Source organism: Pseudoalteromonas sp. 78C3, assembly GCF_002836695.1.
In the GTDB taxonomy this organism is placed as follows: Bacteria; Pseudomonadota; Gammaproteobacteria; order Enterobacterales; family Alteromonadaceae; genus Pseudoalteromonas; species Pseudoalteromonas arctica.
In genome coordinates this window covers 12,401-31,031 of the sequence record NZ_PJAV01000147.1, presented here as the reverse complement: position 1 = coordinate 31,031, position 18,631 = coordinate 12,401, and the positions used below count along the sequence as shown (strand labels likewise).

Sequence of the window (18,631 nt, the reverse complement as noted above, 5' to 3'; positions counted from 1 at the left end):
ATTCCTTGTTTATAACGACTTACCTGTAAATATTACCTTTCCAACCAACGTGCAATTACCATTAATTGGAATTAGCTGTTCAGGCCAGTTGGGGTTGGCGGCTTTTAGGAATTTGTGGCCGTTTTCGATAATTAGCTGTTTAAATGTCGCTTGGTTGTCGTCGTCTAGGCGGGCTACTACGTATGAGCCGTGGATGCATTCGGCTTCAGGATCTACAAAAATCAAATCGCCCTCATCAAACTTTGGCTCCATGCTAATACCTTGCACCTTTAAAACAAAAGTTAGGTCGCTGCAATTAACAGGGCACATAAAGCGTTCAGCGTCGTAGGCTTTAATTTCACTTATTTCTGACCAAGCACCGGCTTGCACCCAGCTAATAAGTGGGGCGGTGGCTTTGATTGATGGCCCTGGTGTAACGTTGTTATTTATATTTTTTTCATCACTCTGTATTTCGCCAATTCCAAATAGTAAATATTCTGGAGTGCAATTGAGAGCTTGGGCGAGAGTATCAATCTTACGAGGGCGTTTAGTTTCGCCTGATTCAATATTATGAATAGAGTTTTGTGCTAAACCCGCAATTAAGCCTAGCTGTGCTTGAGTCATCCCCAACTGAACACGTCTTTTTTCTACTCTTTTTCCTAAATCCATTTTTAAATTCCTAATATTAAAATCGCTTAAAGTGATATTTACTGATTATTGCCTTTTTATTTTATTTTGTCTAATCAGTTAAATCGATATTGACATCGGTTAAATAGATATTTATTATCGGTTTAATTGATAAATACTGCTTGGAGGAAATATGAGTGCCGTAGCAAAAGCAATAGAAATAATTGGTGGGCAAACAAAAGCCGCCAAGTTGTTAAGCACAAAACAAAACATTATTTGGTATTGGATTAACCGTCACTGCCAAGCCCCAGCGAAATACATTCCGCGTATTTCAGAACTAACTAACGGTGAAATATCGGTAAACGATTTACTAGCCGATCATCAAAAAAGCAACAAGGAAGATGCAGTATGAGTACTGAACAACAAATCATATTATTAGATATTCACCCAGACGCTAAAGCTGTGCTGTTTGCACTACTGCAAGAAAACAACCAACTACGCACTGAGCTTGAAGAGCAAAAAGACCGCCTAGTTAGCACCGTTGAGGCATGCGAAGTATTGGGATGTGCGCGTAAAAAGTTTTGGATTTTGTCGAAGTTGTCTGATTTTCCTAAATCAATTCAGTTTGGCAAAACTAATCATTATCGCTTAAACGAGCTAATTAAATTTAGAACGCAGCACCAACAAAGCGTTAATAACTAGGAGCAAACAATGAGCACATATCAAGTATTTGACCAAAACACGTATAACGCATTACCTAACTTAGCTATTAAGGCTGAGTATTTACTTACGTGCCAAATAAGCACCAAAGAAGCCGTTAATTGTAAATCAGTTGAATTTGAACCGTGCTTACAAGCCTTTGTTGGCGAGTTGCCATTACCTATTTACTGCCACGGAAACGAAAACCAAACCATACAAAAAGCCGTGTACTGGTTAAAAACACAAGCTTTATCTAAACCACAGCAACAAGCACAAGGAGTATAACCATGGCAAATGCATTAGTTAAACACACCAATAACGCACAACCAGCGCCATTAAAAGCTGTAGAAGGGCGCCACATACCAAAAGGCTTAGCTGAAATAAAAGCATTAATGAGCGATAGAACGCGCACACCAGGTTATGTGTTTAATGCCGTTTTAACTGATCAACAACGAAAATTAGTGTGTATTGCTGCAGGACTTAAACAACGCCATATAGAAATGAGCTTTTATCAATTTAATTTGCAAGAGCGTGAAGCAGTGCGCAAAGGCATTTTAGCGTTACAAGACATTGTTGCCGCTTTTACCGACGCCAACGTACTTGGCCGCGAAAACTTCGAAAGAACCCCGCCTAAGTTTGATGTTGTTCCGCGTTTAGTTAAACAGTCAAAAACTGATTCACAAACACACTAAGGAATAGCCATGACTCCCGATCAGCTAATCAATCAAGATAGTGGCAATGTTGAATTTTACACGCCCGATAAAGTTTTGAAGTATGTGCACCAAATGTTTCCGGTTATTGATTTAGACCCAGCAAGTTGTGTAGTGGCTAACAAGTCAGTAAAAGCAACGTGTTATTTAACCAAAGATGATGATGCATTAACACGAAATTGGATAGCAAACACGGTTTGGTTAAATCACCCATTCAATAAAGGTGAACAGGCATGCAAACAGAAGTGCGTTAAAAAAATATGTAACGACCCGACTTACAGTAAGTATCGCGGCCACTGCATTACCGAAGACATAGCCAGCAACGGCGATTGGATTGACTATTACTTAGACCAATATGCGCAAGGTAACTTTAAAGAAGCAATGAACATTACCTTTGTTAATAGCTCAGAGGCATGGTGCCAAAAGTTATTAAACGCAGGCTTAAGCTGTTTTATTGATGGTCGTACGCACTTTAATGATGCACAAGGCAATGTAAAAAAAGGCGCACCCAAAGGCTGTTTTATTACTTACCTTGGCAATAGAACCGACGAGTTCCGAAAAATATTCTCGGCGCTTGGAGTAGTGAAGTAATGAAACTACACCCAAAAGCAAAAAAGGCACTTAGCTATTTAGTTCATTGTGAAAAATCAATGGACTTTAGAAAGATGTTTTCTGTTGGTCACGAGATAGCAACCAAAGCACTTGAAAAATACGCCCCTGAAATATCAGCGAGGTTTGATTGCATTAACTCACAAACAATAGAAGAGGCTGAGCGTGCAGATGCTTGGTTTAACTACTCATATAAAGAATACATGATTCAGGATCATCACGATGTAAAAAATGTAGAAGTTTTTCATCAAATACACCTACCCAACGAATTAAACGACATCCCGTTTTAACCCCAAAGGAATACTAAAATGAACACTATCAAAGACCAAGTTATGCCTAAAAATAAGCTATTAGTTAAAAACATTGTTGAGCACGCGGTAGAGCAAGCAAACTTTACGATTAAAAATTTAGGCAAGCGCTCTACCGTTGCCATGCTTATGGAGTGCGAAAACTGCCTAACTGACTTTATGCCAGTGGTTAAACTTATTGCCGATGACTACATTGAGTACGTACCAATTCACGACCAAATGTGCGCCGCTATTGATGCCGTTCAAGTAGGTAAAGATTTAGTAGAAATAGAGTTTGCATAAATGAGCATGTGGCCCATTGTAAACTTTGATGTATGTAAAGCGGCTTTAACTTTGGTTAAGGCCGTTGACGACATTGAACACCGCACCACATTAATAAACGGCCTTGGCCGTTTTACTGCGTACAGCCAATATAAAATGGTTAAGCAGTACATTGCCAAAATTACCCCACCAAATAATGCCTGGTATAAAGACGAGCCCATAAACCCAAGCGAAAAAGCAAACGCTTGGCTTTATGATGAGCTTAAAACAGCACAACACCGCATTGATGTAACTAACCTTAAATTAAGTAAGCCAGCTAAAGCGGCACTTAAAAAAGTGCATAACAATAATATTCATAATTTTATTGTAAAAGACATTATTGAAAGCAAACGCGCACCCAGCATACAAGCCAGCTTTGTACGCCAAACTGCTAAAAATATGGAGTTTGCACAAAAGCAGCGCAACGCAAAAAATAAACAACCTTTAACCGAGCAAAATTTAAAACAAGCAGTAGGCGATCAGGTTTCTAGCTCAGCCATGTCGGTTATTAACGCAATAGACGACGCTGAAGAGGTTAAGTTTGTTTACCAATGTTTAAGCAAAGTACCCAAGCCACTGCAAATGCGTGTAGCTAAGCGCTTTATTAATAAATACGACACCAGCTTAAAAAGCACAGCCAACGCAACCAAAGACGAACTAATACAAATAAGCCGTGCGCTTTACGACTTTAGCGGCACTAAAAACCCGCACCAAAAAGCACAGCCAACAAGCGCAAATATTCGCGCTCAATACAGTGCAAATAACTGGTTACGTCGTACCGTTAAAACATTAAAGCCACGCCTTAAAATACTAGAGCAAATTACTAATGCTATGCCATTACCGTGGTACATATTAGCCAATGCAGATAAAACCAAAAAACATGCAAATGTATTGGCTATGCAAACAGCTGAAATAATAGCCGACCTAGCAAAAGAACAACCCACGTGGGATGCAACCGACATACACGAAAAAGTAAACGAATATGCCGCACAATTTAGCGTGCAATTACAGTTTGCCGAAAAAAGCGAATACCTAACAATACCCGATGCCGAAGTAGCGCTTTTAAAAGCACAAGATCATAAGTGGTGGGCGCGTAAACTTAAAACAGTACGCAGCCGCTACCTAGAGCACCTAGAAATTGCAACGGGCGAAGTAGGCCGCGACCTATTTAATAGCATTGATAAAAAAGGCGCTAAAACCACCAAGCGCCGTGGCATAAGTGCGTATTGTTCAAAGCAAGCAATTGCCGAATACACCACCAATCGCGAACGCGGCCAACGCTACCTAGAAAGCCTAGAATTAGTAAACGAACAAAGCGATGTTATATCGCTAATGAAAGCAGTAGAAGCAGGCGTTGCCAACCCTGAAAACATGCGCAACGAATTAATGCTACGCATACGCGAAACCGAAGAACTGGCCGACGAAATGGGCTACACAGGCGGCTTTTATAACATTACAGCGCCTAGCCGTTTTCATGCAAACTCGCCTACGTGGGATGGGTCAACGCCAAAAGATGCAAGCCTATATTTAAATAAGCTTTACTCACAAGCCCGCGCAAAATTAGACCGCGAAGAAATACCATACTTTGGTATACGCGTAGCAGAACCACATGCAGACGGTTGCACTCACTGGCACATGCTTTTATGGATGCCAACCCGTTACTACGACAAAGTTAACCACATATTACGCCGCTACTTTACCCGCGACAACCGTGAGGTATTTTTTCAGCGCTTTAAAAACCGCAAAGCATTACGCGCACGCTACACAAAGGCGCGCCGTATTTGGGGTTTAAATAAATCTAAAAAGGTGTACACCCGTGCACCGGTTAAAAACTATTTTCCGAGCAGCCCACGCTACACCGCTATAAAAATGCTACCTGCGCAAATTGGCAAAGACGGCAAAAAATCAGGCGGCGCAGCGGCTTATGTTGCTAAGTACGTAAGTAAAAATATTGATGGCTTTGCACTGGCAAACGAACATGACGCAGAAACAGGCGAAAAGCTCACCCAAGCAGTTAACCCAGTTAAAGCATGGGCCAGCACGTGGGGTATTAGGCAGTTTCAGTTTCAAAAGTCGCCATCTATTACTATTTGGCGCGAATTGCGCCGAGTGCGCGAAGAAGTGGAAGGCAACGAACAACTAGAGCAAGTACGCCAAGCTGCCGACAAGGGCGACTTTAAAACCTTTGTTACCTTAATGGGTGGCTTTGGTATTGGCCGCGATGCACGCTTTAAACCTGCATACCAACATACCGAATACGGCAATCAATATGCCGAATTTACTAAAACCCTAAAAGGCGTTGAAGACACCTTTGGCCTTTGCACGCTTGTTACTCGCGTTCATACCTGGTCTAAGCAAGTTATAGGCACCGCAGCAAACGAAAACACCGCCGTTATTGGTGGGCAGGATGCCAACAACGTCGGCGCAGCCGACCTACCTTGGACTAGTGGGAATAATCGTACGCCTTTAGCTGTAGGGCATACAGACGAATTATTGCTAGACATGATCGGTTTTTCTAAAAAAGAGATCATTAACGTTAAAAAGGACCTGTTAGCAGGTAAGCGGGTTAAAAATAACGACCATATTTACCTAATAAAAGACGGCCATTTAGTGGTATTGGACGAAGCAGCGCAGCAAAAAGAGCATCGCCAGCTATCTATTGACGAAATAGCCCGTACTGAAGCCAAAAAACACACCCCAGCAGCAGACGAGCAAACAGCCAAACCATGTGATGACCTATTAAACATGTTTACAGGCGCTCAAATGAAGCAGTTAAACCAAGGCGGCAATGTTATTAGAGCCAACCGCGTGTACTACCTGCAAGAACGTGAGCTACACAGCTTTGAAAAGCTCGATATGGCAAAACCTAAAAAGCCAATAACGCTAGCCCCAACCGAAAAACACTACGCATATGCCCGTGAGCTTTACGACCTAGCGCACATGTATGCAGAGCTTGACGGGCGTAACACCCTATCAAACACCCAATTTAGTAAAGGTAATGCCGACATTATTGGTGATTTAGATTTAGCTCGATTAGTATTGAACGGTGAGGCCACGGCCATCAGTGATAATGATTGGTGGGCAATAGATTTAATGGCCTAAGTGTACCCGTTAATTGCTTAATTAGCGGGTACACTTAGAGGCGCTGATATTAAAGAAGGCTACATACGCGAATTTAACGCCAAAAAACGCGGCCGACTCTACGGCCACCCCACACCAGACAATATCCGATTTTTAGCCCCATTAGGCAAAGCTGGGGATCAGTTAGCTAAATATTAATAGATGGTAAAAAGATTAAAATTTTTTATTTTTATTGATTGGGTTTTAGACAGTAACCCCCATTAATTTAATTGTGTAAACAATATTCAAATAAAGGATGCCATCATGGCTAACAATTTAATAATTTCTTATGATTTAAACTCACCGGGTCAAGATTACGACAAAATTTTTGATAAAATAAAGTCGTTAGGTAGTTGGGCTAAAGTGCAAAAATCTTTTTGGTACGTAAAATCTAGCTTAACAGCGGCTGAAGCGAGAGATAAATTAAACAGTGTAATAGATTCAAATGACTCTTTGATAGTTATAGATTGTACAAATAACGACGCTGCATGGTTTGGTCTTAATGAAGAAGTAGCAAACCATTTAAAATATAAATGGCTAGATTAATTATTTGCAAAACCCACAAAAGGGACTAACTTTGAAAGTGCCGAAAGGCAATTTTTAACGTTTTCGTTCTAACCCACACATGTTGTGGGTTTTTTTATGGCTAAAACAAAGTTAGGGCTAAAGCCCAATCAATTCTAATTGTTGTTCTCGAGGTAAGTTTTTAATAAGCGCTGCGGCTAGTTGCGCAGTGGTTTTACACGGAGGATTTAAGAAGTGATCAAACGATTGAGTAATACGAAATGTGGCCCCGCATTCTTTAGTATTAGTACACGAGCAATATAAATTAACAACATGGGCGCTTTGCTTTTCGCGTGATGTAATCGTTGCTTTAGCTTCGCAATTTGGACAAGTAACCCGCGCCATAATAACCACCAATAGTTAATAAAATACACTGTCATTATATACAGTGGTCGGGTGCGTTACAAATAACCATTTAACTATTGGCTGAGAATCAAAAAGCTAAAAAATTCACTCCTCCTCGCCTTCCGCTTTCGTGCAAAAAATGCGTTTAATTGACAACCCCAGTGACAAGCCATTTTTAGCTAGCCCTTATAACTAAAGGATCTGAATGGAAGTTTAAAAGGATCGTAATGGCAAAAATGTGACAATGTTTGACAAAAAATGACAATTAAAAGATCAAATAGGTGGTGATTTACTTAATATTGAAATATCATTAATTTATTATCAGTTAAGTGATAAATAAATTATGAATTATTTATACAAAGGCTCTCAAAGCCAAGAGCGGTTAAATGCACTATTGTCGTTTGGTAAAAGCACCAGTGAAGATATAAAAGCAGCACTCAGTGATTACTTAGTTCGCGGTATAAGCAAGACCAATGCAGCAACACTTAATGGTGTGCCTGGGCCAAATTTTACAAGGGCACTTAAGCGTCTTGAAGTTGTTGCAGGTAAATTGGAAAACGCATTAGAAATTGAATGGTACTCAAAGAGGCAAGATATGAAATTAGAATTAATAAAAGAAAGAGTTGATGCTTTATTGGTTGAGTTAAATTCGTTACTAACTAGCCTTGATTATTCAAACGATGACCTAGAAAACCACACACTTAGAATAGCTAATAGGCTTGAGCTAGAGGTAGAGCACATAGGCACAAGCAAGCGTAGTACTGAAAATGAACATTGTTATCTTGCTGCCATTTATGATGATGTGCTAAACCCAATAACGGATAATAAATACGAGGTTACACAAAGAATAGATAACAGTATTTTTAATTTAGAAGAATGGCAAAGCAAACTAAGTGGTTTGTAACACCAAAGCGCTAGCTCCTAACTAGCGCTTTTTTTATTGACGTTCTTACTTCCCCAAAATGCTCTAAACAATCGCATTAATCCAAGCGTTGAAACGGCAATACCTACAATCACAAATTCAAAGTACCAAGGCGCACCCTCATAGCCCATTGCTTGCCAGCCCTTATACATGTACGGCTGCATTGCCGGTATAAAGTGGCAAACAAACAAGCCCAAAAAGAATAGGATGATCACTTCATCCATAATGGTTTTGTCGCGGTTCTTTAAAACCAGTAAGTCATAATCAGCGTCGTTTTGCTCGGCTTGCATACAGCGTTTTGCTTTGGCATTAAACTGCGCAATTTTAAAGTTGTTTTCAGCGCGTGCAACATCGGCAGCCATTTCGGCCGCTATCCGTTTACGCTCAACATAGCCACCGGTCAAATCGGCTATTGGGTCTGTGATAAAAGAAACTAACGTTTTTAGCCAGCCCATTATTTGCCACCTCTAATTAATTTAATAAAGCCCTTTGGGTCTTTGCTAAACGTTTCAATAAATTTATTGATCCCCTCCAAAATGTGCGGGGCCGCGTAGGCGGTTACCCCAATTACACCCGTTTTTAAACTTTCATCAAACTGCCGCCACTCGCAAAACATAGCCGCAAGGTAAGCTGCAAATATCGCAATGAGTACACTCATAAAATAATGAAAAAACGTAAACACCTTACGGCTTAAATACATTTGTATAGCCGCCGCTAAAAAGCTCAACATAAGCAACTGCCCCCACTGTTTTATAAATTCAACTATATCTATCCAGCTCATGCGTCTTCCTTGGGTGTTGGGTTAAGGTCTGAATATTCAGGCTCTTTAAATTCAATATGCTGCGCGGCAGGCAAATAATTATTAATACCTAAAACATCTTGCTGCAGTGGCACCACTTCGTTGTTGTAATAGGCGCGGGTAATTTTATCTAAATCACCAAAGCCAGCACTATCACCAGACGACTGGCCGCTTAGCGCTTCTTGCGCGCGGTGCATACTTAGCATATCGTTAAGCGTAATTTTTTTAATCCGCTCAAATTCATCTTTAGTTGATATATCGCCAACCGGTGTAATGTTTATCGCCTTTTCGGCATCAGCTTTATTACTGCGGAAGTTAAAAAACAAACTTCTAAAATTGCCCACGCCTTTGCTATCGCGTATAGCATCTTTTAATGCCGTTTCATCTTCAGCGCTTAAATTAGGATCAGCCATTGAAAATATAAAACCCATGTGCGCACCGTTTTTGTAATACCGGCGGCGAAACAAAGTCGCATCTTCATTTAATAATGCCGACTGAATACCGCCATAATATTGCGGTATACCGTAAATACCTTGGCCGGGATCGTACTCTTTTACGTGTATAATTTCGCCCGCATTAAAATAAATAGGCTCATGGCTGCGGTTACTTAATTGCACATACACACCGCGCGTACTCGTATAGCGCATAGTCAGTGCAGGTAGGTGTCGCAGTTTAATAATTTGCCCAAACGAATTTTTAATAATTTGCAAATAAGCGTTGCCACTCCACAGCAAATCAAAGCCAAATTTGCTTAAAGCTTGATGGCTTAAAAGCGCGTTCGGCTTATACCATTTTAAAATCATATTGCGCTTAAAATATAAAATGGGTCCGTGCTGGGCATTAACGCGCAGCAGTTTAATTAAACCCTGCAAACTAATGGGCGGCGCATAAATACCATTGCTATCACTAAACACACCAACATAATCAGTTAGCCGGTTGTCTAAACATGGCTCTGGGTCGCCAAAACTAAACGCATCAGTTACCGCAGTGCGTTGGTTGTAATTAGGCGCTTGCCCGTTGCTTACTTGTAATCGTGGTTTCATTAAGCTGCAATTCCTACAGATGTTTGGCGGCTGTGGGCATTACCGTCCAGTGGTTCAAATAACAAGGCGTGCATAATTGCCCACGCAATATCGGCATGGCCCGTAGTAGCGGTGCGGTTAGTGGCATACGTAATTTGGTCGCCAACTACTTTGCGGCGAATATTAATAAACGAGCTAGCAATGTTTACCGCGTCCTGGTCAAACTCAAGGCGGCGGTTTTGAATAACGTTAATCGCCTTAATAACCATGCGGTTTTTAATAATAGGGTTGTAATGTATTGGCTCGGCATTAGGGTAAAACTTAGTAATAAGCTCCCACACACCGTAACCAATACCGGTGGTATCAACGCCAATGTGCACAACATTGTATTTTTCGGTAAGTAGTTTTATTTCGCTGGCCATAGCTTCAAAATCATTACCGCTCAAATCAATTGCTTCAAGCAGCAAAAACTTTTCACCAGGCTTTATCGGCGCACTTAAAATAGCCACGCTCGCCTTATCGCCAAATCGCGCAGGGTCAAAACCAATAACGACCGGCTTTAACCCGTAAGGGCGTTCGTAATCTAAATCAAAGTCAGGCCACTTGGTAGAGTCGCCCACGCAGTTCATAAGCTGCTTAAGGTTAAACGCACTGTGCGCATCATCAATAAATTTGCACATAAACAAGTTGTTAAACTCATCTACACTGTACTCGTTTTCAAGCACGCCAATATCAATGCGGTCAAATCCACTGGTAACAACATCGTACACAGTAAGCATTTGTCGCCAAATGCCATCTTCGCAAAGCCTGCCATTTTTTAAACTTTTATGGCTAACATCAATCGCAAACTCAGGATCATTACACGCCTTAGTTTTGCGGTACCACTTACCATTCCAATGTTCATACGCTTCATGGCTCGTAACACTCGGCGTACTAAAATAAGTAATGCGCAAATGCTTATGCGTTGCCATAGCCTGCGCCAACCCGCGCAAGCTCTTATATTTAGGGATCCAAAAAACTTCATCTATATATAAGTCGCCGCTTTCCGATTGTGCAGTGCGCGCATTAGTGCTTTTAAAAATAAGCTTAACTGTTTTGCCGCCAGCCAAATTTAGCACCATTGGTGAACCGGTTAGCTCAACATTAAAATGTTCACGCACCAGCGCCACAATATTAGCTTTAAATACCTCAGCCTGATCACGACTCGCCGATATAAATATTTTATTGCGACCATTAATAACCGCATCGTAAAAGGCTTCAAACGCAAAGTAAAAAGTAGCCCCAATTTGACGGGGCTTTAAAATAAAGCGGGCGCGGTGATCTTGGTTTTCAAACCAATGTTTTTGGTGGGGATAAAGCAGTTTATCTTTAAGCTCGTCAAGCATTTCAAGCGTAATGCCAGAGCAATCATTTTTCTTTTTCTTCTTCGACTTTTTGCCGCTACCGGCATTATTACTAGTGGCCGCATCGTCATTGTTAGCACGTTGCTTAGGAGCAGGCGCAAGTTTGCTTTTATTAAGCGCACACAGCTGGCGCGTGCAAAAGTCTAGCTCTTTATATTCAGCATCGGTTTTATTGTCTTTATCGGCTAACAAATTAATGCGGCGACTAAACGCCATTTCGGCATTATACGTTGGGCACATGTCCGCCCAGTTCTCAGACTCAGACCAACGCCTAATGCTGCGCGCACTTGGCATGCCTGCTAAATCAGCTATTTCCTCGTAGGTATAGCCATCAACAACATACAAATCCTGTGCTTTTTTGCGTATGTCTGGTCCGTAGTTAGCCTTCATATTGCGCCACATTAATTAATCCATGGCGGCAGTGTATTAGTAATAAAGGGCGTAATCTGTTTGTTAAAAACCTATCCATTCCTAAAAGTTAAATATAGGAATTTCAAAAAGTTAAACCGTTGGAAAGGGTTAAAAGGAGGGTGCAAACTGCAGTTACTTTAAAGCATAAAGCTTAATTAAAAAACATTTAAAAGGTTTGTTTATATGCCAGGTCAACTACGCACAAAACCATTATCAATTGCCGCTGTTGGCATGACTGTCGACGGCCGCGAAATAACCGAGCAAGACGTAGCCGACATAGTAGAAACCTACAACCCCCGCAAATATGGCGCACGCATAAACCTCGATCACGAATTTAACTGGTCAGGCTGGGCTGCTAAAAACCTACACAACGTAGACATACCAGGCATGCTCGGCGACGTAGTAAGCGTAGAAGCATACGAAAACGAAGAGGGCATATTGTGCCTATACGCCGTACTGGCGCCCAATCAAGGGTTTGTAGCATTAAACAAAGCCGACCAAGCCGTATATTTTAGCATCGAAATAAGCCGCGACTTCATGGGCACTGGCAAAACCTACCTAACCGGACTAGCAGTTACCGACTACCCAGCAAGCTGCTACACCGACCGTATTCATTTCAGTAGTAAGAGCAAAGCAGATGACACGGAAGTCTCTTTATTAACCGTTGACTTAGGGTCATGTGAGCCTATCGACACACCTAAAAAACCCTTTTTCAAACGACTATTCACTAAGGAAGAACCCGACATGAACGAAACACAATTAGCCAATGCATTAAAAGATGCACTCGGCGCACCGCTTGAAGAGTTTGGCAAAAAGCTAGACAGCCTAACCACAAAGCTTGATTCATTCTCAACCACTAAAGTGGAAGGCGAAGAAGAAACCGCCCCGCTAGCCGAAGAGTCAGCCGAGCTAACAAAGCTTAAAGAAGAGCTATCAAGCACAAAAACAGCGCTTGAAGAGCTTAGCGACAAGTTTGCCAAAGCATTAAAAACACCTGCGGGTGACACAACCAACGCCGACGAAGAACACGAAGGCGACGAAGGCAAATACAGCAACTGCTTTTAATTGCCGCACCCTAACTTAACTTAGCAAAACGCAGGAACGAAAATGAAAACCAGAACAAAACAATTATTTGTCGCAGTACTAGCAGGCATGGCCAGCAACTACGGCGTAGCATCAATGAACGAGCAGTTCAACGTAGAGCCAACAACTGAGCAGCGCTTATACGACGCAACTTACGACTCAGTAGAATTTCTACAATTAATCAACACCGCACTAGTAGACGACATCGTAGGCCAATCGGTAATGATGAGCGTAGACGGTGGCGTAACAGGGCGTGCCGGTGTAGAAACCGACGACGACAAAGAGCGTCAAACGCGCGACGTTGCAGGCTTAGCAAAACGTGAATACCGTTGCTACCCGGTAGAATGCGACATTCATTTATCATGGGCAAAAATGGATCAGTGGTCAAAATTCCCCGACTTCCATCAGCGCTACCGCAACCACGTGCGCCAAGCAATTGCACTCGACATTATTAAAATCGGCTTTCACGGCACGTCAGCCGCCGACTCAACGAACATTACAACTAACACAATGCTGCAAGACGTAAACATTGGCTGGCTGCAACTCATTCGCCGCGACGCACCAGAGCGCGCAGTTAGCGAAGGCGCAACCGTTGGTGAAATTCGTATCGGCGCAGGTGGCGATTACGAAAACCTAGACCAAGCCGTGTTCGACGCACTGCAAGCAATACCAGAGCACAAGCGCGTAAACATGGTTGCCATCATTGGCGACGAACTACTAGCAAACGACCAAAACAAGTTGTATGCAAAGCAGTCGCACACGCCAAGCGAAAAAACCAAAATCGAACTTGAGCAAATCATTAAAACCTATGGCGGCCTAGCCAGTTATAAAATTCCGTTCTTTCCATCGCGCGGTATTTTAGTAACAAGTTTCGACAACCTAAGCCACTACGTGCAAGCCGGCTCAACCCGCACCCACGTAGAAGACAACCCAAAAAAGAAACGTGTAGAAGATTACCTATCGCGTAACGACTGTTACTACATCGAAGACCTAGAAAAAATAGCCTACTTCGAATCAGCCAATGTAAAACTGCCAAACAAAGCAGGCACCAGTTGGGAATAGTTTTTTAGCAGCGCCAAGCCGCCCTTTTATCCCAAGTTTCGGGCGGCTTTTTTTAACAATTAGCGAGTATTTTTAAATGAGCCTTTTCAAAAAATCATTAGCCCAAGCTAAAGCAGTACCAACAAGCACTGAAAATAAAGCGCCAACGGCAGTGGCTAACGCCACTCAAGCCAATGCGCCAGCAACCGTAAACGAGCAAACCGAGTACCAGCTTTATGCAGCAGCCATTGAATCTGACTTGGCTCAATTAAAAACATTTGCCGACATTAGCGACAAAGCAACATACAAATCAGAAGCGCTAGAGCGCCAAGACTACCTAGCATACATAAACCAATACCGCCTAAGCGGCCAAAACCACCACAACAAGGTGCTGGCATGGGTGTTTATTTGGCTCGTTGATTTAAAGCGTTGGGATGCAGTAATGGACTTATTGCCATTAATGATCGAGCAAAAACAACCACTGCCAACCGTGTTTAATACCAAGCATTGGGCAGCGTTCGTTATCGACCAGCTCTACGACGACGCAAATTACTACCTTGCCGAATCATACCAGCAAGGCCTGTACGACATTGGTTTTATCCTGCGCCGCTTAATTTACGTAGTTAAAAACCAAGACTGGGCAGGGCTAGAAGTAGTAGGCGGCAAGCTTTACGCAATAGCTGCAAAAGTAAATAAAGCACAGATCAACTTAGGTAATGCACTTTACTTTGCAGAAATGGCCCAATCAATTAACGACAAAGCAGGCGTTAAAACGTTGCTAAAAGAATTGCAAAAAATGATTAAACCAGCGGAGCCAGAGCAGCAAACCGCTAACTAGCTCCAGCGCCAGCGGGCAACTTAGCACAGTGCGAGTATTAATTATGTCGTCAATGTGACTAAGTGGCGCCCGCACCCAATTTAATGTGTGTATTTTACAGGTGCAATATGAACTTAAGCGGCATGCCACAGGCTGATTTACAAAGTGTCAATGTAACAGTTGAAGGCAATGGCTATTACCCGGCATTAAGCACGGCTTATTTTATAGAGCATTACGCCGTTGCCCAAGAATACGCAAGCAAAAGTGATTTGCTAGTTGAAAAACTTAAACGTGCACAGGGCGAAATTAACCAAGAACTAGCAAGCGCAGTTCTCACCAATGGTGAGTCACTAAATGCACAGCAAGTAATTTTTTATAACGATGCGGTTTACAGTAAAGCCAAAGCAAATTTACTGGTATCAAAGATGGGGAGTACGCACCGCGACAGCGCCACAGCACAAAGCCAAGCGGCAATAGACAATCATGAGCATTGGTTAAGAGAAAGTATAAACGCCATGCGATTACTGCAATCGCTTAGCCCTAACTTATCGGTAGAACTGTTATGAGCAAAAGCAAAATAGCAACGCTTAAGCAGCATTTAGCAACCGCAGAATACCAAGGCCGCAACCTAGCGCTAAGTACTCAGTTCGACAGCTGGATAGAAGGCGGGCGCATAGAGCCAAGCAGCAAAACTATTAACGGCAACGGCCTATTGGCCGCACGCTTTTATTACTCAGGGGTTATTAGCATCAACCCATGCGCAGCACCGGCCGCACTTATTTGTGCCTTTGCATCGTTTTGGTTGCAAAACAACGGAGGCAGATACGACAGCACCGACATTGAATTTAGTGCCGACGTTAACGACGACAACAGCAACGAAGTAGAGCTAACAATAAATCAGCTTTGCGAAGACATAGAGCTAATACAAGCGCCAAACGGCCCGTTTGAATTTAACAGCAAACGTTACGACTTTGGCGAGCAAAGCCTATGGATAGCAGAAGCGTTCACACTTGATGGTCAAGTAAGCGGTGCTTAATCTCAAGTTTGACGAAGGCCGCAGCCAAGAGCAGTTAGCGTTTTTGCAGCTTAAGCCACAAAAGCGCCGCAACATATTGCGCAGTGCAATACGTGCAGCAAACAAAAGCAGTAAAGAGCGGATCACCAGGCAAAATGATTTAGCCGGAAAAACTTGGCAAGGCCGCGCTAACGGCAAAAAAAAGAAAATGCTAACCAAGCTAAAGCGCAACATGAAAGTGCGCTACGGAGCAAATAGCGCAAGCGTATATTTTAAAGGTGGCAACAGCGGAAAAATAGCCCGCGCCCACCAAGAGGGCATAAGCCTAGATGCAGGCAAGCCCAAAAGCAGTGCCGCCCAAAATAAAGAAGGCCCAGCCACGCGCAACTTAGCCAGGGCATTAATAAGCGAGGGTTACAAAATACCGCGCGGCAAAGGCAAGGACAGCAAGCGGCCAAGCATTAAATGGATAACAACAAACTTAAGTATTAACCAAGCAGGGTTTTTACTGCGCGAACTAAAGGGCAGCTCAGGTAAGAGCAGTTGGAAAATTGATTTACCGGCCCGCTCCTTTTTGGGGCAAACATTAGCCGAGCAAAAAGAGCAAATGAATTTTATTTTAAACAAAGCTATGCAAGTGGCGTAGCGCAAAGCAAAAGGAACGACCATGGCACAAGGTAAAGTATCCGTTGCCGCCATTCAAACAGGCAGTGGCGCTACAAAACAGGTAGAACGCACCGTATTGTTTATAGGCCAAGCGCCCGAAAACAACGGCAAAATTCTACCCATTAATGCACAAAGCGACTTTGATGCTGAGTTTGGCGCAGCCGACTCACCATTAAAAACCCAAGTTAAAGCATGGCAGCGCAACGGCGACGACCTAGTAAGTGGTTATGCAATAGCGCACGCAATCGACGCCGACGTAATGGCGCTTATTGACGAAGCAATGGATCAAGACATCAGTCCAGAAATTATTGTTATTTGCACACCCGTAACAGGTAAGGCCGAAGTAGAAAGCTATCAAGCTAAAGCCCTTGAAATCCTAGCAAGTCTTGCTCGCCGCGTGCGCTTTTTAATAGCAGCGCCAGGGCTAACCGAATTACAAAACTGGTCAGACTTAGTAACCGCATTACAGCCAATAACCGACGGCGTAGTAGCAACGCAAGCGGCTGTTATCCCTTTGTTATTTGGTGACGAGCTAGGCGCAGTTACTGGGCGTTTATGTAAAAGCTCGGTCACTATTGCCGACAGCCCAATGCGCGTACTTACGGGGGCAATGTCGCTAATGTCGCACCCAGTAGATGCAGCAGGTAAACCGCTAACCAACTCAACCACAGCTGCGCTCGACGCACTGCGCTTTAGTTGCACACAGTTTTATCCTGATTTCGACGGCGTTTATTTTGGTGACGTAAACATGCTAGATGCAGAAGGCGGCGACTTTCAGCAAATCGAAACAGGCCGCATTGTCGATAAGGCAGCACGCGACGTACGCATTATTGCTATTCAAAATATTAAAAACCGCCGCTTAAATAACAGCGCCAGTGGCATTGAATTTGGCAAGCGCATTATGGGCAAGCCGCTACGCGAAATGGCGCGCTCAATTAACATTGGTGCCGACAAGTTCCCGGGCTTAATCGATACACCAAAAGACGACAGCATCAGCTTAACATTTATGAACGCAACTACATTGCAGGTAGTGCTGAAGGTTAAGCCAATCGGTTCACCCAACACCATTATTGTTGGCATCATGTTAGATAGCGCAGAGTAGGAGCGAACATGCAAAAAGTACTAGGCGGTAAAGACTTCGACATCTTCATTGGCAACTCAATGGTGCACGTAATCGAAGCAACCGTAAAAATCACCGACGGCCGCACCGTTAAAAAAGTGCGTGGCGTACCAAAAGGCTTTATCGATGGCGACGTAGAAGGCGAAGTAACGCTAAAGCTCGATCACGAAAATTGGCTAATTGTTCAAGCGCAAGCGGCAAAAGCGGGGAGCTGGAAAGGCATCGAGCCGTTCGACGTGGCATTTAACGCAGAAGTAGCAGCAGGCAAAAAGAACATTGAAGCGTTTGGCTGTCTACCGCAACTAGATGAAATTCTAAACATTAAAGCCGACGGCGGCGAAGAAGACACAACATCAATTAAGTGTCCGATCACCAGCCCCGACTTTGTAAAAATTAACGGCGTGCCGTACCTAACATCTGACGAAGTGAGAGACTTGTAATGACTAAAGCCATTCGCAAACTAACTGCCGCAACACTGATTGACACTTTAAAGGCCTGCGGCTACCGCGTGTTTGAAGGCGAATTAAACCTAAATATCATAGGTATTCGCCACAACAACACGCGCGCCAATACCTTTAACGATGTTATTTGCGTGCTGTATCAGCAAAGTGGCGAATGGCAATTAAAGCAGTACAAAGCTACAACAGACGCAGGAACGTACTGGCGAACCAACCCAATGAATGTAAGTGGCACCGCAGTGCTAATTGCAGGGCAGCATAAAAGCGTATGGAAATTGGGTTATCACCAGGGCAAATATCGCGCCCTAGTGCAGCACAAACCTGTTGTTGTTCTACGCGACAACGACAAAAACACCGAGTTAGACACGGAAGTCACACCACACGCCGAGCTACAGCAAGGTTACTTTGGTATTAACTGCCACCGCGCAAGCAGCAAAACCACATCAACCCAGGTTGATAAATGGTCTGCAGGTTGCCAAGTGCTAGCCAACTCAAACGACTTTAACGAGCTTATTGCTTTGTGTGACCAATCAGCAGCCAAGTACGGCCCTTATTTTAGTTACACCCTGCTAGACCAAGCAGACATTGCAAAACCAACAGAGAGTAAATAATC

25 protein-coding genes are annotated in these 18,631 nt (G+C 43.1%); 19 read left to right on the top strand and 6 right to left on the bottom strand.

The window, feature by feature from the left end:
• Positions 1–9 precede the first annotated feature (9 nt).
• On the bottom strand, positions 10–648 hold the full coding sequence (locus tag CXF76_RS11615; RefSeq protein WP_101163732.1) for a LexA family protein: 639 nt from the start codon (positions 646–648) through the stop codon (positions 10–12).
• A 151-nt stretch (positions 649–799) separates the two neighbouring features.
• Between CXF76_RS11615 and CXF76_RS11610 the strand changes: the two genes are divergently transcribed.
• The 9 genes from CXF76_RS11610 (at position 800) to CXF76_RS11570 (ending at position 6,898) form a co-directional block, all read left to right on the top strand.
• Positions 800–1,018, top strand: coding sequence for a YdaS family helix-turn-helix protein (locus CXF76_RS11610; protein WP_101163731.1), 219 nt, complete (start codon positions 800–802; stop codon positions 1,016–1,018).
• Positions 1,015–1,308, top strand: coding sequence for a helix-turn-helix transcriptional regulator (locus tag CXF76_RS11605; RefSeq protein ID WP_008135661.1), 294 nt, complete (start codon positions 1,015–1,017; stop codon positions 1,306–1,308). Before CXF76_RS11610 ends, CXF76_RS11605 begins: the two co-directional genes overlap by 4 nt.
• Positions 1,309–1,317: 9 nt before the next feature.
• A complete protein-coding gene (locus tag CXF76_RS11600) occupies positions 1,318–1,590 on the top strand; it encodes a hypothetical protein (protein WP_101163730.1) in 273 nt (90 codons plus the stop codon).
• Positions 1,591–1,592: 2 nt separating this feature from the next.
• Complete coding sequence (locus CXF76_RS11595; protein ID WP_101163729.1) at positions 1,593–1,997, top strand: hypothetical protein; 405 nt, start codon at positions 1,593–1,595, stop codon at positions 1,995–1,997.
• A gap of 9 nt (positions 1,998–2,006) precedes the next feature.
• Positions 2,007–2,606 carry a DNA N-6-adenine-methyltransferase gene (locus CXF76_RS11590; protein ID WP_101163728.1) on the top strand — a complete coding sequence of 200 codons (600 nt, stop codon included), beginning with the start codon at positions 2,007–2,009 and terminating at the stop codon, positions 2,604–2,606.
• On the top strand, positions 2,606–2,914 hold the full coding sequence (locus CXF76_RS11585) for a hypothetical protein (protein ID WP_101163727.1): 309 nt from the start codon (positions 2,606–2,608) through the stop codon (positions 2,912–2,914). Before CXF76_RS11590 ends, CXF76_RS11585 begins: the two co-directional genes overlap by 1 nt.
• Before the next feature lie 18 nt (positions 2,915–2,932).
• Positions 2,933–3,214 carry a hypothetical protein gene (locus CXF76_RS11580; RefSeq protein ID WP_101163726.1) on the top strand — a complete coding sequence of 94 codons (282 nt, stop codon included), beginning with the start codon at positions 2,933–2,935 and terminating at the stop codon, positions 3,212–3,214.
• On the top strand, positions 3,215–6,334 hold the full coding sequence (locus tag CXF76_RS11575) for a replication endonuclease (protein WP_101163725.1): 3,120 nt from the start codon (positions 3,215–3,217) through the stop codon (positions 6,332–6,334).
• Positions 6,335–6,616: 282 nt separating this feature from the next.
• Positions 6,617–6,898 carry a hypothetical protein gene (locus CXF76_RS11570; protein ID WP_101163724.1) on the top strand — a complete coding sequence of 94 codons (282 nt, stop codon included), beginning with the start codon at positions 6,617–6,619 and terminating at the stop codon, positions 6,896–6,898.
• A 117-nt stretch (positions 6,899–7,015) separates the two neighbouring features.
• Here the strand turns inward: CXF76_RS11570 and CXF76_RS11565 are convergent, their stop codons facing one another.
• Positions 7,016–7,261: an ogr/Delta-like zinc finger family protein gene (locus CXF76_RS11565; protein ID WP_101163723.1), complete on the bottom strand. Its 246-nt coding sequence runs from the start codon at positions 7,259–7,261 to the stop codon at positions 7,016–7,018.
• Positions 7,262–7,604: 343 nt separating this feature from the next.
• On the opposite strand from CXF76_RS11565, the gene CXF76_RS20915 reads away from it, so the two are divergent.
• Positions 7,605–8,165, top strand: coding sequence for a hypothetical protein (locus CXF76_RS20915; RefSeq protein WP_232785118.1), 561 nt, complete (start codon positions 7,605–7,607; stop codon positions 8,163–8,165).
• 17 nt (positions 8,166–8,182) lie between these two features.
• Here the strand turns inward: CXF76_RS20915 and CXF76_RS11555 are convergent, their stop codons facing one another.
• The 4 genes from CXF76_RS11555 to CXF76_RS11540 are packed head-to-tail and all read right to left on the bottom strand — an operon-like array spanning position 8,183 to position 11,809.
• Positions 8,183–8,638 carry a hypothetical protein gene (locus CXF76_RS11555; RefSeq protein ID WP_101163722.1) on the bottom strand — a complete coding sequence of 152 codons (456 nt, stop codon included), beginning with the start codon at positions 8,636–8,638 and terminating at the stop codon, positions 8,183–8,185.
• A complete protein-coding gene (locus tag CXF76_RS11550) occupies positions 8,638–8,964 on the bottom strand; it encodes a phage holin family protein (protein WP_101163721.1) in 327 nt (108 codons plus the stop codon). Before CXF76_RS11550 ends, CXF76_RS11555 begins: the two co-directional genes overlap by 1 nt.
• On the bottom strand, positions 8,961–10,025 hold the full coding sequence (locus tag CXF76_RS11545; RefSeq protein ID WP_101163720.1) for a phage portal protein: 1,065 nt from the start codon (positions 10,023–10,025) through the stop codon (positions 8,961–8,963). Before CXF76_RS11545 ends, CXF76_RS11550 begins: the two co-directional genes overlap by 4 nt.
• A complete protein-coding gene (locus CXF76_RS11540; protein WP_101163719.1) occupies positions 10,025–11,809 on the bottom strand; it encodes a terminase large subunit domain-containing protein in 1,785 nt (594 codons plus the stop codon). The genes CXF76_RS11545 and CXF76_RS11540 overlap by 1 nt, the downstream gene beginning before the upstream one ends.
• A 192-nt stretch (positions 11,810–12,001) precedes the next feature.
• On the opposite strand from CXF76_RS11540, the gene CXF76_RS11535 reads away from it, so the two are divergent.
• From CXF76_RS11535 to CXF76_RS11495, 9 genes are all read left to right on the top strand, one after another.
• The gene (locus CXF76_RS11535) at positions 12,002–12,883 is read left to right on the top strand and encodes a GPO family capsid scaffolding protein (protein WP_101163718.1); all 882 of its coding nucleotides are present in this window, start codon (positions 12,002–12,004) and stop codon (positions 12,881–12,883) included.
• 42 nt (positions 12,884–12,925) lie between these two features.
• The gene (locus CXF76_RS11530) at positions 12,926–13,963 is read left to right on the top strand and encodes a phage major capsid protein, P2 family (protein WP_101163717.1); all 1,038 of its coding nucleotides are present in this window, start codon (positions 12,926–12,928) and stop codon (positions 13,961–13,963) included.
• Between the two features lie 76 nt (positions 13,964–14,039).
• Positions 14,040–14,780 (top strand): phage terminase small subunit, encoded by a 741-nt coding sequence (gene gpM / locus CXF76_RS11525; protein ID WP_101163716.1) that lies wholly within the window; start codon positions 14,040–14,042, stop codon positions 14,778–14,780.
• A 107-nt stretch (positions 14,781–14,887) separates the two neighbouring features.
• Positions 14,888–15,325 (top strand): head completion/stabilization protein, encoded by a 438-nt coding sequence (locus CXF76_RS11520; protein WP_101163715.1) that lies wholly within the window; start codon positions 14,888–14,890, stop codon positions 15,323–15,325.
• Positions 15,322–15,795 (top strand): phage tail protein, encoded by a 474-nt coding sequence (locus CXF76_RS11515; protein WP_101163714.1) that lies wholly within the window; start codon positions 15,322–15,324, stop codon positions 15,793–15,795. Before CXF76_RS11520 ends, CXF76_RS11515 begins: the two co-directional genes overlap by 4 nt.
• On the top strand, positions 15,788–16,420 hold the full coding sequence (locus CXF76_RS11510; protein WP_101163713.1) for a phage virion morphogenesis protein: 633 nt from the start codon (positions 15,788–15,790) through the stop codon (positions 16,418–16,420). The genes CXF76_RS11515 and CXF76_RS11510 overlap by 8 nt, the downstream gene beginning before the upstream one ends.
• A 21-nt stretch (positions 16,421–16,441) precedes the next feature.
• On the top strand, positions 16,442–17,542 hold the full coding sequence (locus tag CXF76_RS11505) for a DUF2586 domain-containing protein (protein ID WP_101163712.1): 1,101 nt from the start codon (positions 16,442–16,444) through the stop codon (positions 17,540–17,542).
• A gap of 8 nt (positions 17,543–17,550) precedes the next feature.
• Positions 17,551–18,000 carry a phage protein gene (locus tag CXF76_RS11500; RefSeq protein WP_002960021.1) on the top strand — a complete coding sequence of 150 codons (450 nt, stop codon included), beginning with the start codon at positions 17,551–17,553 and terminating at the stop codon, positions 17,998–18,000.
• Entirely contained in the window at positions 18,000–18,629 is a 630-nt protein-coding gene (locus tag CXF76_RS11495; protein ID WP_101163711.1) for a hypothetical protein, read from the top strand. The genes CXF76_RS11500 and CXF76_RS11495 overlap by 1 nt, the downstream gene beginning before the upstream one ends.
• Positions 18,630–18,631: the final 2 nt, after the last annotated feature.

What these genes read in the sequence shown, in the direction of transcription:
- CXF76_RS11540 (WP_101163719.1), bottom strand. Translation starts at nt 11,809, where the DNA reads ATGTGGCGCAATATGAAGGCTAACTACGGACCAGACATACGCAAAAAA.
- CXF76_RS11520 (WP_101163715.1), top strand. Translation starts at nt 14,888, where the DNA reads ATGAACTTAAGCGGCATGCCACAGGCTGATTTACAAAGTGTCAATGTA.
- CXF76_RS11565 (WP_101163723.1), bottom strand. Translation starts at nt 7,261, where the DNA reads ATGGCGCGGGTTACTTGTCCAAATTGCGAAGCTAAAGCAACGATTACA.
- CXF76_RS11545 (WP_101163720.1), bottom strand. Translation starts at nt 10,025, where the DNA reads ATGAAACCACGATTACAAGTAAGCAACGGGCAAGCGCCTAATTACAAC.
- CXF76_RS11500 (WP_002960021.1), top strand. Translation starts at nt 17,551, where the DNA reads ATGCAAAAAGTACTAGGCGGTAAAGACTTCGACATCTTCATTGGCAAC.
- CXF76_RS11585 (WP_101163727.1), top strand. Translation starts at nt 2,606, where the DNA reads ATGAAACTACACCCAAAAGCAAAAAAGGCACTTAGCTATTTAGTTCAT.
- gpM (WP_101163716.1), top strand. Translation starts at nt 14,040, where the DNA reads ATGAGCCTTTTCAAAAAATCATTAGCCCAAGCTAAAGCAGTACCAACA.
- CXF76_RS11580 (WP_101163726.1), top strand. Translation starts at nt 2,933, where the DNA reads ATGAACACTATCAAAGACCAAGTTATGCCTAAAAATAAGCTATTAGTT.
- CXF76_RS11590 (WP_101163728.1), top strand. Translation starts at nt 2,007, where the DNA reads ATGACTCCCGATCAGCTAATCAATCAAGATAGTGGCAATGTTGAATTT.
- CXF76_RS11600 (WP_101163730.1), top strand. Translation starts at nt 1,318, where the DNA reads ATGAGCACATATCAAGTATTTGACCAAAACACGTATAACGCATTACCT.
- CXF76_RS11570 (WP_101163724.1), top strand. Translation starts at nt 6,617, where the DNA reads ATGGCTAACAATTTAATAATTTCTTATGATTTAAACTCACCGGGTCAA.
- CXF76_RS11505 (WP_101163712.1), top strand. Translation starts at nt 16,442, where the DNA reads ATGGCACAAGGTAAAGTATCCGTTGCCGCCATTCAAACAGGCAGTGGC.
- CXF76_RS11595 (WP_101163729.1), top strand. Translation starts at nt 1,593, where the DNA reads ATGGCAAATGCATTAGTTAAACACACCAATAACGCACAACCAGCGCCA.
- CXF76_RS11605 (WP_008135661.1), top strand. Translation starts at nt 1,015, where the DNA reads ATGAGTACTGAACAACAAATCATATTATTAGATATTCACCCAGACGCT.
- CXF76_RS11530 (WP_101163717.1), top strand. Translation starts at nt 12,926, where the DNA reads ATGAAAACCAGAACAAAACAATTATTTGTCGCAGTACTAGCAGGCATG.
- CXF76_RS11555 (WP_101163722.1), bottom strand. Translation starts at nt 8,638, where the DNA reads ATGGGCTGGCTAAAAACGTTAGTTTCTTTTATCACAGACCCAATAGCC.
- CXF76_RS20915 (WP_232785118.1), top strand. Translation starts at nt 7,605, where the DNA reads ATGAATTATTTATACAAAGGCTCTCAAAGCCAAGAGCGGTTAAATGCA.
- CXF76_RS11550 (WP_101163721.1), bottom strand. Translation starts at nt 8,964, where the DNA reads ATGAGCTGGATAGATATAGTTGAATTTATAAAACAGTGGGGGCAGTTG.
- CXF76_RS11575 (WP_101163725.1), top strand. Translation starts at nt 3,215, where the DNA reads ATGAGCATGTGGCCCATTGTAAACTTTGATGTATGTAAAGCGGCTTTA.
- CXF76_RS11495 (WP_101163711.1), top strand. Translation starts at nt 18,000, where the DNA reads ATGACTAAAGCCATTCGCAAACTAACTGCCGCAACACTGATTGACACT.
- CXF76_RS11610 (WP_101163731.1), top strand. Translation starts at nt 800, where the DNA reads ATGAGTGCCGTAGCAAAAGCAATAGAAATAATTGGTGGGCAAACAAAA.
- CXF76_RS11615 (WP_101163732.1), bottom strand. Translation starts at nt 648, where the DNA reads ATGGATTTAGGAAAAAGAGTAGAAAAAAGACGTGTTCAGTTGGGGATG.
- CXF76_RS11535 (WP_101163718.1), top strand. Translation starts at nt 12,002, where the DNA reads ATGCCAGGTCAACTACGCACAAAACCATTATCAATTGCCGCTGTTGGC.
- CXF76_RS11515 (WP_101163714.1), top strand. Translation starts at nt 15,322, where the DNA reads ATGAGCAAAAGCAAAATAGCAACGCTTAAGCAGCATTTAGCAACCGCA.